The organism is Bacillus sp. S3 (assembly GCF_005154805.1).
Taxonomy (GTDB): domain Bacteria; phylum Bacillota; class Bacilli; order Bacillales; family Cytobacillaceae; genus Neobacillus.
Genome location: NZ_CP039727.1, coordinates 3,807,360 through 3,822,352, shown reverse-complemented (window position 1 = coordinate 3,822,352; position 14,993 = coordinate 3,807,360). Strand labels below are relative to the sequence as shown.

Sequence of the window (14,993 nt, the reverse complement as noted above, 5' to 3'; positions counted from 1 at the left end):
CAATTATTTAAGATTTTCTGGATTCAATACTACTAATTCCGGCAATACAAATAAGCCATCTTTTCGAATTAATACATCATCAAAATAGATTTCTCCGCCGCCGTATTCCGGGCGCTGGATATTGACCATATCCCAATGGATATTCGAATGATTTCCATTAAAAGCATCATCATAGCATTGGCCAGGGGTAAAGTGGAAACTGCCGCAAATCTTTTCATCGAAAAGAATGTCTTGCATTGGAGTCAGGATAAATGGATTTACGCCAATCGCAAATTCCCCAACATAACGTGCCCCTTCATCCGTATCAAAGATTTTATTAATTCGGCTGGTATCATTGGATTCTGCTTCGACAATTTTGCCATCCTTAAATGTAAGCTTCACATTTTCAAACGTGAATCCTTGGTAGGGGGAAGGGGTGTTATAAGTGATCACGCCATTAACCGATTCACGAACAGGTGCAGTATAAACCTCGCCGTCTGGTATATTTAATCTGCCGGCACACTTAATCGCAGGAATATCCTTAATCGAGAAGTTGAGGTCTGTACCGGGTCCTGTGAGGCGAACCTTGTCCGTTCGGTTCATCAATTCTACAAGGCTGTCCATTGCTTGGTCCATTTGACTGTAATCCAGGTTACAAACATCAAAGTAAAAGTTTTCAAATGCCTCTGTACTCATTTTTGCTAATTGAGCCATGTTAGAGGTTGGGTATCTGAGAACAACCCATTTAGTTTTTGGAACACGAATATCACGGTGCACCTTTTTGCCAATCGTATTGCCGTGAATCTTCATTTTCTCATCCGGGACATCTGCATGCTCATTGATGTTATCGCCAGAGCGCAGGCCTATGTATGCATCCATTTTACTCATTACATTTGCTTCAAAATCGGCTATCAGGCTAAATTGTTCTTCTTGTGCACCTAATAGCAATGAACGGTCAACCTGATGGTCTTTTAAAAGTACAAAAGGGTAACCTCCTGCGGCATAGGCCTCATTGACAAGGGCAGTAACAAGTTCACGCTGCAGACCGAAGTTTTCAATTAGTACCTTTTCACCTTTTTGTAGCTGAACAGAATAATTAATTAAATTTTTTGCTAGTTTCTCGATACGAAGATCCTTCACACTAACGCCTCCAACAACAAAAATAACTTCCATTTCTATTGTACCCGAATCCAGCGGAAAAGTTGAAATGACAATAAACAGTTAGGACAAAATTTTAAATTTATAGCAGGAAAACAAGACAGAAATAGGGAAGTAGTATAAGATATTGAGCGAGGTTTATAACCTTATTGGATGGGTAATACATAATGATAGAATTAAGGCGGAGGTGCACGATGCAAATTATTTTATATTTAAGCGTAGCATTGATAGCAATTGCGTTTTTTGTGCTTGTCATCTACTTATCGACAACACTCAAATCACTTCAAGTTACACTGACTAGTGTTTCGAACACATTGACGGGCTTAGAAAAACAATTGGATGGCGTAACAACTGAAACCACGTTACTTTTACAAAAGACAAATGCCCTTGCTGAAGATATTCAGCAGAAATCTGAAAGTTTAAATAGTGTGGTGGAAGCCGTGAAGGATGTAGGCACTACTGTTTCACAATTTAATGGAACTCTTAAAAACATTACCAATTCTGTTGATCAACAGGTAGAAGAGAGTAAAGAGAAAATCTCACAAATTGTGCAATGGGGTAATATTCTTCTTGAATTAAAGGATAAGTGGCAGGCTAGAAAGCAATTAAAAGGGGAAGTAAGTTCACAAGAAAAACAAAGGGTAAGGGCTCACTAATAAAAAGGAGGTTAATAAAATGTCCAGTAGAGAATATGAATCAAGAGATACGAATCAAAGCCGCAATGAGGAGTCTTCTAATAGCTTTTTACTTGGTGCGTTAATCGGCGGTGTGGTCGGAGCCGCTGCGGCACTTTTCTTGGCTCCCAAGACCGGCAAGGAACTGCGGGTTACATTGAGTAATCAAGCAGGTTCAATTATGGACAAGTCTGGTCAATTGCGGGAAAATGTGATGAGTAAGGGTAATGAATTCATGTCTAAAACATCCTCGCTTTCGCAAGGAATCGTACAGCAATCTTCAGGCTTATTAAATAAGGTAAAGGGGAAATCCGCGAATTCAGAGGAAACAGTGGAAGAATCGGAATTAATCTACATTCCTATTCATAACTCAAAAGAAGCTTCAGAAGCCAAGAAGAAATCGATTAAACTCAAACCCCTTGACAGCAGCGAAATAAGAAGAAAATTAGAAGAGGCGCAAAAGGCTTTTGATGAAGAAGAGAGCAAGGTAAAAATTTAATTATTTGTGATAAAAACGGTGAAGTGATAAAATTACTTCACCGTTTATCTATTAATTGGAGGTTTTTACATGCTTGAAAAAATTGAGTCCGTTGAACAATTTGATCAATTAATTGCAAATGAAAGCAAATTTTACCTTTTGAAGCACAGTTTAACATGTCCAATTAGCCATGCAGCATATCAGGAGTATGAAAAATTCTCCAATGAAAATCATGGGGTTCCAACGTTTTATATAGCGGTTCAAGATTCACGACCGTTATCGAACGAGATCGCGGAAAGATTTCAGATTAAGCACGAGTCCCCACAAGCGATTCTCTTTGCAAACGGAGAACCATTATGGAATGCCTCACACTGGAAAATAACCAATCGTTCGTTAGCAAGTGCCAGCGGTGGAACTCAATAAAAACAATTAAAAAAATGAGGGTGAATAGTTCATCCTCATTTAATTATAAATTTAAGTGTGTGTTGATGAACAGATCGAGAAAATTAGCATATAATACTCTATTATAGATTGGTCGCTTTAGCACTTAAAAGCGTTTAATTGATAAAGAAAAAATTAGTGACAAGAGAATACATTTCAGCTATAATAAACCCTAATTATTAAAAAATTGAAAACTTTAAAACTTTATGCTTGTAAATCATCTAGTTATGCCAGAAAATACATCTATGTACTTAGGTGATAAATGATTTGCAAATGAAAGGACGGGGACGAATAATGACCAATAATGAATTGGATCAACTGAGGACACGGGTAGATGAACTTAACTTAGAATTGTTGAGGGTTATTAATGAAAGAGCTCAGCTTGTTCAAGAGATTGGACGAGTTAAAGGAAATCAAGGAGTGTATCGTTACGACCCAGTCCGTGAAAGAAAAATGCTTGAAGTGATTAAAGAACATAACGATGGACCGTTTGAAAATTCTACCATCGATCATCTTTTCAAAGAAATTTTTAAAGCAGGATTAGATTTGCAAAAAGATGATCATGAAAAAGCACTGCTTGTCTCAAGAAAGAAGAAGCCAGAAAATACGCTTGTTAACTTAAAGGGTGAAAATATTGGAGATGGAAAGCAGCACTTCGTTTTTGGCCCATGTGCTGTAGAATCATATGAGCAGGTAGCAACTGTCGCAAAAGCGATGAAAGAAAAAGGCTTAAAGCTATTACGCGGCGGTGCCTATAAACCAAGAACCTCTCCATACGATTTCCAAGGCTTAGGGGTAGAAGGCCTAAAGATTTTAAAGCGAGTGGCAGATGAATTTGATATGGCAGTTATAAGTGAGATTGTGAATCCAGCTGATATTGAAATGGCTATTGATTATATTGACGTCATTCAAATTGGTGCCCGCAACATGCAGAACTTTGAATTGTTAAAAGCTGCCGGTGCCGTTAAAAAGCCTGTACTGCTTAAAAGAGGGATTTCTGCAACAATCGAGGAATTTATCAATGCTGCGGAATATATTATGGCACAAGGAAATGGACAAATCATTCTTTGTGAGCGTGGAATAAGGACATATGAACGTGCAACAAGAAATACGCTTGATATTTCAGCGGTTCCAATTTTAAAACAAGAAACCCATTTGCCTGTAATGGTCGATGTAACCCACTCAACAGGAAGAAGAGATTTGCTGCTTCCTTGCGCGAAAGCTGCGATTGCTATCGGTGCTGATGGGGTAATGGCCGAAGTTCATCCGGACCCTGCCGTAGCCCTTTCTGATGCACAGCAGCAAATGAATCTTGAACAGTTTGACCATTTTTATAGCGAATTGCTTGCATCCAATTTTGTGAAAATTTAATATGGAATATATACAATTTTACCTTCTGCGGTTCATTGCAGAAGGTATTTTTGATTAATATAAAAGTCTTTAAAAAAATATTGACAAATGCAATTGCGGCTTTACTAATCTTATCGTATCATTAAGTACATATTTAAGATTGTTTATGTCCTCACAAACATTAAACAAAAATGACTAAGTTTACACAAGCTGTTGTAAAATAAAGAAAACAATGTACGTTTTAGGAGAGTGTTATACGTGAATATCACAATTTATGATGTGGCAAGAGAAGCCAATGTATCAATGGCTACAGTTTCCCGTGTAGTCAATGGGAATCCAAATGTTAAACCTGTGACCCGGAAAAAAGTGTTAGAGGTTATTGAAAGATTAGGCTATCGTCCAAATGCCGTGGCAAGAGGACTTGCAAGTAAAAAAACAACAACAGTAGGGGTAATCATTCCGGATATCTCCAATATCTTTTTCGCTGAATTAGCCCGTGGTATTGAAGATATTGCCACAATGTATAAATACAATATCATTTTAAGCAATTCCGACCAAAATAAAGATAAGGAATTACATTTACTTAATACCATGCTTGGGAAACAAGTGGATGGCCTTGTGTTTATGGGAGGAAATATTACCGCTGATCATGTTGAGGAATTTGAAAAATCACCGGTGCCTATTGTACTGGCAGGCTCAATCGAAGAGTCTAATCAAATCCCTTCTGTTAATATTGATTACGAAGCAGCCGTTTATGATTCTATTAAGGGATTTATTGATAAAGGCCATAAGAACATTGCATTTGTTGTCGGCCCGCTTCATGAACCCAAAAATGCGCAGAAAAAACTTAAAGGATACCAAAGAGCGCTGCAAGACGCTGGTTTACCGTATAATGAAGAGCTTGTTGTTGAAGGAGATTATACGTACGACACTGGGATTGAAGCCTTTGACAAATTAATGGAGGCTGCTGAAAGACCAACAGCTATTTTAGTGGGTTCTGATGAAATGGCGCTCGGGGTTGTTCATGGGGCACAGGACAAAGGATTTAGTATTCCTGAAGACTTTGAAATCATTACTTCAGACAATACAAGGCTGTCACTTATGGTACGTCCACAACTTACAACGATTGTTCAGCCATTATATGATATTGGTGCAGTTGCGATGCGGCTCTTAACCAAATTAATGAATAAGGAAAAAACAGAAAATCAAATTGTGGTCCTTCCACATAGAATTGAACATCGTCAATCAACAAAATAATAAGAAAAGCGCAAGCACCCTGTTCAGCGGCGTATGGCCTCCTCGGAAAAGCTAACGCTTTTCCTTCGTGCGATGCCTATGCTGCCGAAGCGTTCCTTGTGGAGCGCTCCAACTGAGATAAAGGAAACACGAAGAGCGTTAGCGATTCGATGTTGACTTATCGTAGGGCGGAGAGCGAAGGACACTAGGCGCTAGGGCGCTGGAGCTGGACATTTCTCAAAGTCGAAATTTATACGTTCTTATCTTTTTAAAAGAGGCTGCCCCATGGCAGCCCTTTTTAAACAGACTCACTCTTTTTAGAATTTTTGATTGGATAAAGGGCTTTTTCAACTGTAAGTAAATTTTTTTCGGTTATCTCGGCTTTTCTTGGGATGGGTGTATATAAATCTTCTGGGTCATCCCATTCTTTTGGTAATGGCACTGGCAACTCTTTCTGCCACTGAATGAGCCACTCTTCCGGTAAACTGCCATAACAATTTGGGTTTTCCGTCATTTCAAGCCATATTAGCGACCATGCTCTTGGAACCACTCTCCAGATATCATAACCACCTCCGCCAACCGCAATCCATTTCCCGTCACAATATTGATGGGCAATTTCATGTGCCAGCTTTGGTATTTCCCGATAAGTCTTCATGGTTGTTGATAAATGGGTTAGGGGATCAAGAAAGTGTGAATCCGCCCCGTTTTGAGTCAGGAGGACATCCGGTTTAAAAAAGGAAGCCACTTCTTTGATGGATTGTCTGTACGCATCCAGCCAGGATTCATCTTCAGTGAAGGCATCCACAGGGATATTAAAGGAATAACCGTATCCTTTTCCTTGACCTCGTTCATTAATGTTTCCGGTACCAGGGAATAAATATCTCCCTGTCTCATGAATCGATAAGGTGCACACATTAGGGTCATCATAGAAGGACCATTGAACTCCATCGCCATGATGGGCATCGGTATCAACATATAACACGCGTGCATTATATTTTTCCTGCAAATATTTAATCGCTACGGAGCTGTCATTATAGATACAAAATCCAGATGCTTTACCGCGAAAACCATGGTGCAGTCCTCCGCCTAGATGAAGGGCATGGAGGGCCTTCCCTGTCATGACTTGATCAACTGCTGTTAAAGTACCGCCAACCAATAAAGAACTCGCTTCATGCATATTAGGGAAAATAGGTGTATCCTCTGTACCCAAGCCGTAGTTTTCAGCAATTTCATTTGCGAGCTGCCCATGCCCTGCTTTTTTTACTGCTTCTATGTAACTTTTATCATGAATAAGGGCTAATTCTTCTTCAGATGCCATTTTGGGCGGGATTACTTGTCCGGGATTCAGGGCGTTCATTTTATTTAATAGATCTACTGTTAGTTTAAGCCGGAATTGGTTAAAAGGATGATGACTGCTGAATTTATAATTCAGCAGCTCTTCTGAAAAAACAAAGGAGCAGGTATCACTCATAAGGAAATCCCCGGCAGATTTGGCCATAAAACTTGGTGTCCCGCATCTTTAAGATCCTGAATGAGGGCAGTCGGATTCATAGTCTGTACTCTGATGACAAGGATTTTAAAATGATCATCTGTTTTGTCAGGATAAACGAGCACGCTTAGAATATTTGCTTTCCGCTTTTTAATAACAGTAGTAATGTCGCTTAGTTTACCAGTAAGGTTAGGTACCTTTATTTCGATTTGTGAACCTGGCTGATGTGCCCCCGTTAACTCAACAAGTGTTCGAAGCAAATCCGTTTCTGTTACAATTCCCGCCAGTTTCCGATCATTGATGATGGGAATACAGCTTATTTTATGCTCATAGAAAAGTCCTGCAACCTCCTCGACAAAATCAAGCGGATGTCCGGTAATGACATTTCGCTCCATAATCATCTCCAGTGGCTTTTTTAAATCTTCAGGATGTTCATTTGCACGAAAAATAGACGGCGTAGCTTCCCGTATTTTTGCAACCGTAACCAAGCCGACTAATTGTCCTTCGAGATCAATGATGGGGATGTGGCGGATCTTCCGTGCCTCCATTAGGTCAATGGCATCAGCTATTGTATCAGATGGGAAAAGGGTAGCAACGTCTGTTTTCATAATTTCCTCTACTATCATAAAAAAATCACCCCTATCGCAAGCATTATCAGGAAAATATTTAATACATAAACCGGTTCATAAATCGTAAACGGTCAAATTTTTGAATGGATGCCAGATCAACTCGTTTCCCCATCCGGGCCATCAGGCAATTAGCGGGGTGGGAACATATTTCAGGGTCATCTGTGGCATACCACTCAAGGCCGCCGGCATTCATCATCTTTTCCATGACCTTTCTGTAATCCCACACATTTAATTTGGTCCCTTTTAGATCCCAATGCCAATAATATTCGGTCGTAATCGTAATATAATCTTCCATGGCATCATCCATCATCGAGACAATCAAGAGATTTTTACCGACTGAACAGCCCCTAAATTGCGGAATGACTTCGATAGCACCCAATTCGATTAAATTATCCATTTTGCCTTCTGACCAACGTTCTAGCGGATCGGGGTAAAGATAGGTAACATAACCAACAATGGTGTCCCGATGTCTGGCAATAATAATTCTCCCTTCCGGAAGTTCAGCAATGCCAATTAAAGCTTGATGCTGCTGTTCAGGCGGTCGGAATGCAACAAGGTCTTTGTGAAATTCATAGCCCTTAAGTTTATCTGAAGTGATTGGCCCTTCAACAATAAGGGACCCATGCGGAGTTTTTAACTGCTTTGCGTTGTAAATCTTTTTGTGTTCCATACGGTCACCTACCTGAGAGATCGTTAGTGTTCAACTCTATTATACATAAAATCTATTGCGATAAAGCGATTTCACAAAATTTTCTGTTTTATGGTTAAGGAGCGGGCCGCAAATTAATTACTCATGCTGTCATCTGATAATTAAATTTTTCTAAATATATTTTTAAAATTGTGAATAGTCCTTATTTGTACTATAATAATCTCATACTAGCCAAGAGGGGGAGATGGAAATGAAAGTGGAAGCGTTGCCAGTTGTGCTAGGGGAGCATAATCTAAGCAATTATGAAGAAACGTACAGACAGTTTGACTGGAAGGAAACAGAAAAAGAATTCTCTTGGAGTGAAACAGGGCTTGTTAATATGGCTTATGAGGCTATTGACCGACATGCAAAAACCCATCGGAAAAATAAGATTGCCCTATACTACCGTGATGGTTCAAGAAATGAGAAATATACCTTCAAGGAAATGAAGGAACTATCAAATAAGGCTGGAAATGTATTAAAAAGTTATGGCGATGTCGAAAAAGGTGACCGTGTATTTATTTTCATGCCAAGGTCTCCTGAGCTTTATTTTACTGTTCTAGGTGCTATTAAGCTAGGTGCCATCGTCGGCCCGTTATTTGAAGCATTCATGGAGGGAGCTGTAAGAGACCGCCTGCAGGACAGCGGAGCGAAAGTCTTAGTAACAACTCCGGAATTGCTGGGGCGTGTACCTGTTCAAGAGTTACCGGAGTTGAAGCATATTTTTCTAGTTGGAAAAAATGTCGAAGAACAGGGGCAGTATATTGACTTTTTAGAGAAATTCGAATCAGCCAGTAAAGACCTCAAAATTGAATGGGTCGATCGGACGGATGGCCTCATTCTGCATTATACCTCCGGTTCTACCGGAAAACCTAAAGGCGTACTTCATGTACATAATGCAATGTTACAGCATTATCAAACGGCTAAATGGGTGCTGGATTTAAAAGAAGAAGATGTATACTGGTGTACAGCTGACCCAGGATGGGTTACAGGGACATCATACGGGATTTTTGGACCTTGGTTGACAGGAACGTCAAACGTTATTATCGGCGGCCGTTTCAGCCCTGAATCATGGTATCAAATGATAGAAGATTTTGGGGTGACAGTCTGGTACAGCGCTCCAACGGCGTTCCGGATGCTAATGGGTGCAGGCGATGAGCTAGTTAAGAAATTCGACTTAAGCAGCCTTCGCCATGTGTTAAGTGTCGGTGAACCGTTAAATCCTGAAGTAGTAAAATGGGGCGTGAAAGTATTTAATCATCGGATCCATGATAACTGGTGGATGACTGAAACAGGTGCACAGCTGATTAGCAACTACCCTTGTATGGTGATTAAGCCTGGTTCAATGGGTAAACCAATTCCTGGGGTGACCGCGGCGATAGTTGATAATCAAGGGAGTGAGCTGCCGCCATATCGAATGGGGAACCTTGCGATTAAAAAGGGCTGGCCATCGATGATGCATACGATTTGGAATAACCAGGAGAAATACGAGTCCTACTTTATGCCAAATGGATGGTATGTTTCAGGGGACTCCGCGTATATGGATGAGGATGGCTATTTCTGGTTCCAAGGAAGGGTGGACGATGTCATTATGACATCTGGAGAGCGTGTTGGTCCATTCGAAGTAGAAAGTAAGCTTGTTGAGCACCCGGCTGTAGCAGAAGCTGGAGTCATCGGAAAACCTGACCCTGTCCGCGGGGAAATAATTAAGGCCTTTGTCGCACTAAGGGATGGTTATGAAGCGACAGAAGAATTAAAAGAAGAAATCAGGCAGTTTGTGAAAAAAGGGCTTGCCGCCCACGCTGCCCCAAGAGAAATTGATTTCCGCGAAAAACTGCCAAAAACACGAAGCGGTAAAATTATGAGACGTGTATTAAAGGCATGGGAACTTAATTTACCTACAGGTGATCTTTCAACGATGGAAGACTAAAAGTAGGATTAGAAAAACCGCACCAGGTAAATTACCTTGGTGCGGTTTTTGTTATTGAGGAACTGTTTCAGTTGTTGCCCCCACCTCAACAACATTGGAAGGAGCAGATTCTTTTCCTGCGATATCGACTGCCGTTACATAGAAGGCGCCATTGCCTGCATTAAATGCTAAACTAGAGCCGTTTGTTATACTTGCAATTTTTGCTCCGCTTTGATATACACGATATCCGACCACATCATTATCAGGAGAGGATGTCCATGTTAATGTATTACCAGATACAGATAAACTGACACCATCTGGGTTCTTGCCGTTATCCACCATCTTAGCGGTAGGTACGAGTATTTTCCCCCAACGATCTTTCTGTGGAATAAGCTGGCTGTAATTTTTGAAATTATTTCCGACCATCCGAGTGATAAAATCCGGGTTTAATATTAAACCGAATTGGGCAAACTCTTGTGGTGTGGAATTTAAGGCTAAATATTTCTTATCCCCAATGGTGACAAATTTACCTTCTACCAAGCTATCATCTACTTTTGTAGGAACATCATTCACATTGAAGTAATCACTTTCAATTAATCCCGCTTTAGAACAGGCCGAAGATGGAAGCATACCTGATACGGCACAATAAGATCGTTTCACAATTCCATCCGGCATTGGAAAGGATTCTTTAGGAGCCACTAAATCCGGCTTGATGGAATATGCTGAATTGATTAAATCAGTCCAAAGGTTATTGTTCCGTTGGCTATAAGACATCCCTTTAGATTGCAGCGATTTAGGTGTATCATAACCAGTCCAAACACCAAAGGTTACATTAGGATTAGTGGCAACCAGCCAGGCATCAGTATATTCATTCCCTGTACCTGTTTTTCCTGCCCAATCCGCTTTAAACTTTAACTTACCATTAATTCCAGCAGCAGTACCCGATTTAATAACATCCCTCATCATATCAAGCGTTAAATAAGCTGTTTGCGGTTTGAAAACATCTACAGGTTTTACTTCGTGCTGATAGATTATTTTACCGTTTTTATCAACAATTTTTTCAATCATATAAGCATCAATAAATTTACCATTGTTTGCAAAGGTACTAAATGCGTTCGTATTTTCTTCAATTGTGACACCCTTCTCCATTGATCCAATGGCAGTGGAAAGGTTAGTAAAGTCTGGCGGCAATAGTGAAGTAAAACCCATTTTTTCTAAATACTTAGCAGGTTGCTGCTCAACAATATCTTTGTATAATTTTACAGCAGGAACGTTATATGATTTTGCAAGAGCATATCTTGCAGACACTATACCACTGTAGCGATAATCATAGTTTTGCGGCCATGGTTTGCTTCTTCCGGGAATAAAGTTTAAGGCAACGTTTGGCAGCGGCGTGCCTGGTGAAGCTTTACCCAACTCAATTGCCGGGCCATAAACAAGAAGCGGCTTCATGGTGGAAGCGTTGGGCCTGTATGCACTAGTTGCATGGTTAAGTTTTTGTTTATTGTAGTCTCTTCCGGCAACAAAACTGATAATTTTCCCAGTCTTATTTTCAATAAGTTCTGCCCCGACTTCAACAGGTTCCATTACTGTTACCATTTCACCAGTTTCTGGATCCTTCTTTTCCTCAGGCTTATCAGGGCCGTAGTTTTTATAATTATTTTTAACCACTTGCATAGCATCATAAATTTCTTTGTCAATTGTTGAATGAATTTGATATCCGTTCTGATGTAAATCATGATCGGCTAATGTTTTATATTTGTAATAAAGAGTGTCATCATTTTTTAAATCTTTCTCTGTGTACCCGTCTTTTTGAGCTAACTCATTGGTCAATACTTCAATCGCTCTTTTCTCAATTTCAAAAGTAAGCCAAGGATAGTTTTCAAGCGGATTCGCAACAGGTGTGGTAAAATCCTTTGTAATGTCGTAGGCCGAAGCTTCCGCATATTGCTGCTGGTTTATGTATCCGCCATCTAACATCCTTTTTAATACTGTTTTCATTCTTGCGAGACCTGGTTCAAGATTATTCTTCACGGTACCTTCCCTTGTAAAAGGAGTGTAGCCAAATGGACTTTGAGGCAGGCCTGCAATGAAAGCTGCCTGCGGAAGAGACAATTCAGCAGCATTTTTCCCGAAGATTCCTTTTGCAGCTGCTTGAACACCGGCAATGTTCTGTCCGGAAGCATTTCTCCCAAACGTAGAAACATTCAGATATGCTTCAAGTATTTCTTTTTTATCGAAGAATTTCTCTAATCTTAACGCAAGTAATATTTCATTGGCTTTCCGCTGAAATGAAACCTCATTTGTTAAAATTTGATTTTTGATTAGTTGCTGTGTCAATGTACTTCCGCCCGATTGAACAGCGGAGTTTGTGACTTCTTGGAAGAGGGCACGGAAAACAGCCTTTGGCACAACACCTTTATGCTGATAGAAATATTCGTCCTCGGTTGCAATCACAGCATTGGTCAAATCCTTGGATACCTGATCAATCTTGACTTCTTCGCGAACAAGGTCTGATCTAAGTCTGCCTAGATAAACATCATTGGCAAAGTATAAATCTGATGTTTCCGTGTAATTATAAATATCTTTTTTCATACTTTCGTATGAGCGGATGGGTTCATCTTTTACAAGTGAGGCAAAATAACCGGCGCCAACACCTGTTGCAAACGATCCGCCGAGAATGACGACTATGAGCACGAGAAGACATAAATTCCAAACAACTTGATAGGTAATTCGCGCCCTTTTTATCGTCTTTTTATGGGTAAACAAGTTAAGTATGGACTTTGCCTTTTCCATCCACACTTGCATTCTTTCATTCATTCAGAGCATCACCTCATTATAAAATCACATCCATTATAGCATATTGACGAGGCAAAAACTGACAACCTTCTACATTTTCTGAAATTTCCAGTTGATATTTGACAGGTGTATTGAAATATGATAAAAAAATGATAACCAAATAATAATATTAAAGCTGTGATGGGAATCAACTGTAGTTCTTCTATCCCTGTTTGTAGAGAGTCAGCGGTGGTGCGAGCTGATACATATAGAAGAATGAATTACCTCCTTGAGCTTTTTCTGTGAAACCATTTGTAAGTAGCAGAAAACGGCAAAAACCGTTAATTTTTTGAGTTGGAGGAATCTTCCTCAAGCTGGGTGGTACCGCGTAAAAATTACGTCCCTGCATTTTTGCAGGGGCGTTTTTATTTTGTTTATTTGGAGGGAATAGGAATGGATTTATTACAGGATTTAGCACTAAGAGGCATCATTTACCAGCAATCGGATGAAGAAGGATTAAAGGAACTGTTAAGCACGCAGAAAATTTCCCTATACTGTGGAGCTGATCCGACGGCTGATAGTTTGCATATCGGTCACTTAGTTCCGTTTTTAACACTTAGAAGATTTCAGCAGCACGGTCACCGTCCTATCGTATTGGTCGGTGGAGCAACAGGCTTAATCGGTGATCCAAGCGGGAAAAGTGAAGAACGGAATCTGCAAACCCTTGAAGCTGTGCAGAAGAATGTTGAAGGAATCAAACAGCAGCTTGCCGCTATTTTTGATTTTGACGGTGAAAATGGTGCTGTTATGGTGAATAATTATGATTGGGCCGGATCAATGGATATCGTTTCGTTTTTACGTGATATCGGCAAGCATATTGGAGTGAATTATATGCTGGCAAAAGATACGATTGCTTCAAGGCTTGAAACAGGGATTTCCTTTACTGAATTTACCTACACAATTTTACAAGCTATGGATTTCAATCATTTGTATGAACACCATAATTGTAAATTACAAATTGGGGGAAGTGATCAGTGGGGCAATATTACCTCTGGTCTAGAATTAATCAGGAAAATGCAGCCCGAGGGTGCAAAAGCATTTGGATTAACCATTCCTCTTGTAACGAAAGCAGATGGAACAAAATTCGGAAAGACGGAAGGCGGAGCTGTATGGCTTGATCCAGAAAAGACAACACCTTACGAGTTTTATCAGTTCTGGATTAACACTGCTGATGCCGATGTGGTCAAATACTTGAAGTTTTTCACTTTCTTATCACATGAGGAAATTGAAGGACTAGAAACGGCAGTTATCGAAGAACCTCATTTACGGAAAGCACAAAAGGCGCTAGCAGAAGAGATGACCCGCCTGATTCATGGTGAGGAATCATTGCAGCAAGCCATTAAGATTTCTCAAGCATTATTTAGCGGAGATGTAAAAAGTCTTTCAGCCGCTGAAATTAAACAAGGCTTTAAAGATGTTCCTTCCTTCGATGCTAATGAAACGGAGGGGAATCTAGTTGACCTGCTCGTTGAGGCAAAGATTTCACCTTCTAAACGGCAGGCACGTGAGGATATTACAAATGGAGCCGTAACCGTAAATGGTGAAAAGATAATAGATACAAGTTATACACTTGATGAAAGTGATCGGATTGAAGGGCAATTCACGATTATTAGACGAGGGAAAAAGAAGTACACGTTAATTAAATTCTAAATCATTCTTGGCTTTGGATGCTCCAAAGCCTTTTTCCATAAAACAATACCATATAAAACCTCGTACCAAAATTGGTATGGGGTTTTTTGAAACCTAAAATAGGCGGTTAAATCAGTGACAACAACCTAAAAAAATCATATTTTGTTGAAGAGAGTATTCATTTTTCCACTCTCTTCAGGTGCAGCCTGTTGAATAATATAGAAAGGGGAGGAAAAAATGCATAATTTTCAGAATGGCTTACAATCATTAGGAATGGATCATTACCAAGTTGGTGAATTAGTTCCTATAAATCCTCAGAGTCAAGATATGCGAGTGTTTGGATTTCGTTGCGGGGGCTGCGGATTCCGCTGCGGAGGATGCGGTTTCCGTTGTGGTGGTTGTGGCGGCTGCTTCGGTTTTGGCTGTTTCGGTTTCGGTTTCGGCTGTTTCGGTATCGGTTTTGGTTTTATTTAGTTGTTTTGGAGTCTCAGAAAA

13 protein-coding genes and 1 other annotated feature are annotated in these 14,993 nt (G+C 40.0%); of the genes, 8 read left to right on the top strand and 5 right to left on the bottom strand.

Annotation, left to right across the window (positions count from 1 at the left end):
- Window positions 1-3: 3 nt before the first annotated feature.
- Entirely contained in the window at window positions 4-1,119 is a 1,116-nt protein-coding gene (locus FAY30_RS18585) for an aminopeptidase (protein ID WP_149871277.1), read from the bottom strand.
- A 212-nt stretch (window positions 1,120-1,331) separates the two neighbouring features.
- Between FAY30_RS18585 and FAY30_RS18580 the strand changes: the two genes are divergently transcribed.
- From FAY30_RS18580 to ccpA, 5 genes are all read left to right on the top strand, one after another.
- Entirely contained in the window at window positions 1,332-1,793 is a 462-nt protein-coding gene (locus FAY30_RS18580) for a DUF948 domain-containing protein (protein ID WP_149871276.1), read from the top strand.
- Between the two features lie 19 nt (window positions 1,794-1,812).
- A complete protein-coding gene (locus FAY30_RS18575; RefSeq protein WP_149871275.1) occupies window positions 1,813-2,310 on the top strand; it encodes a YtxH domain-containing protein in 498 nt (165 codons plus the stop codon).
- Between the two features lie 69 nt (window positions 2,311-2,379).
- Window positions 2,380-2,712, top strand: coding sequence for a bacillithiol system redox-active protein YtxJ (gene ytxJ, locus FAY30_RS18570; RefSeq protein ID WP_149871274.1), 333 nt, complete (start codon window positions 2,380-2,382; stop codon window positions 2,710-2,712).
- Between the two features lie 312 nt (window positions 2,713-3,024).
- On the top strand, window positions 3,025-4,101 hold the full coding sequence (locus FAY30_RS18565; protein WP_149871273.1) for a bifunctional 3-deoxy-7-phosphoheptulonate synthase/chorismate mutase: 1,077 nt from the start codon (window positions 3,025-3,027) through the stop codon (window positions 4,099-4,101).
- A gap of 237 nt (window positions 4,102-4,338) precedes the next feature.
- Complete coding sequence (gene ccpA / locus FAY30_RS18560) at window positions 4,339-5,337, top strand: catabolite control protein A (protein ID WP_149871272.1); 999 nt, start codon at window positions 4,339-4,341, stop codon at window positions 5,335-5,337.
- Window positions 5,338-5,614: 277 nt separating this feature from the next.
- Here ccpA and FAY30_RS18555 read toward each other — a convergent pair whose 3' ends face one another.
- The 3 genes from FAY30_RS18555 to FAY30_RS18545 are packed head-to-tail and all read right to left on the bottom strand — an operon-like array spanning window position 5,615 to window position 8,104.
- Window positions 5,615-6,787, bottom strand: coding sequence for an acetoin utilization protein AcuC (locus FAY30_RS18555; protein ID WP_149871271.1), 1,173 nt, complete (start codon window positions 6,785-6,787; stop codon window positions 5,615-5,617).
- Window positions 6,784-7,431 (bottom strand): acetoin utilization AcuB family protein, encoded by a 648-nt coding sequence (locus tag FAY30_RS18550; RefSeq protein ID WP_149871270.1) that lies wholly within the window; start codon window positions 7,429-7,431, stop codon window positions 6,784-6,786. Before FAY30_RS18550 ends, FAY30_RS18555 begins: the two co-directional genes overlap by 4 nt.
- Window positions 7,432-7,471: 40 nt before the next feature.
- Entirely contained in the window at window positions 7,472-8,104 is a 633-nt protein-coding gene (locus tag FAY30_RS18545; protein WP_149871269.1) for a GNAT family N-acetyltransferase, read from the bottom strand.
- A 229-nt stretch (window positions 8,105-8,333) separates the two neighbouring features.
- On the opposite strand from FAY30_RS18545, the gene acsA reads away from it, so the two are divergent.
- Entirely contained in the window at window positions 8,334-10,052 is a 1,719-nt protein-coding gene (gene acsA, locus FAY30_RS18540; protein WP_149871268.1) for an acetate--CoA ligase, read from the top strand.
- 51 nt (window positions 10,053-10,103) lie between these two features.
- Here the strand turns inward: acsA and FAY30_RS18535 are convergent, their stop codons facing one another.
- Complete coding sequence (locus tag FAY30_RS18535) at window positions 10,104-12,851, bottom strand: transglycosylase domain-containing protein (protein WP_149871267.1); 2,748 nt, start codon at window positions 12,849-12,851, stop codon at window positions 10,104-10,106.
- Window positions 12,852-12,998: 147 nt separating this feature from the next.
- Window positions 12,999-13,217, top strand: a binding site (T-box leader).
- Window positions 13,218-13,262: 45 nt separating this feature from the next.
- Between FAY30_RS18535 and tyrS the strand changes: the two genes are divergently transcribed.
- A complete protein-coding gene (gene tyrS / locus FAY30_RS18530) occupies window positions 13,263-14,519 on the top strand; it encodes a tyrosine--tRNA ligase (protein WP_149871266.1) in 1,257 nt (418 codons plus the stop codon).
- Between the two features lie 216 nt (window positions 14,520-14,735).
- The gene (locus FAY30_RS18525) at window positions 14,736-14,972 is read left to right on the top strand and encodes a heterocycloanthracin/sonorensin family bacteriocin (RefSeq protein ID WP_149871265.1); all 237 of its coding nucleotides are present in this window, start codon (window positions 14,736-14,738) and stop codon (window positions 14,970-14,972) included.
- Window positions 14,973-14,993 lie beyond the last annotated feature (21 nt).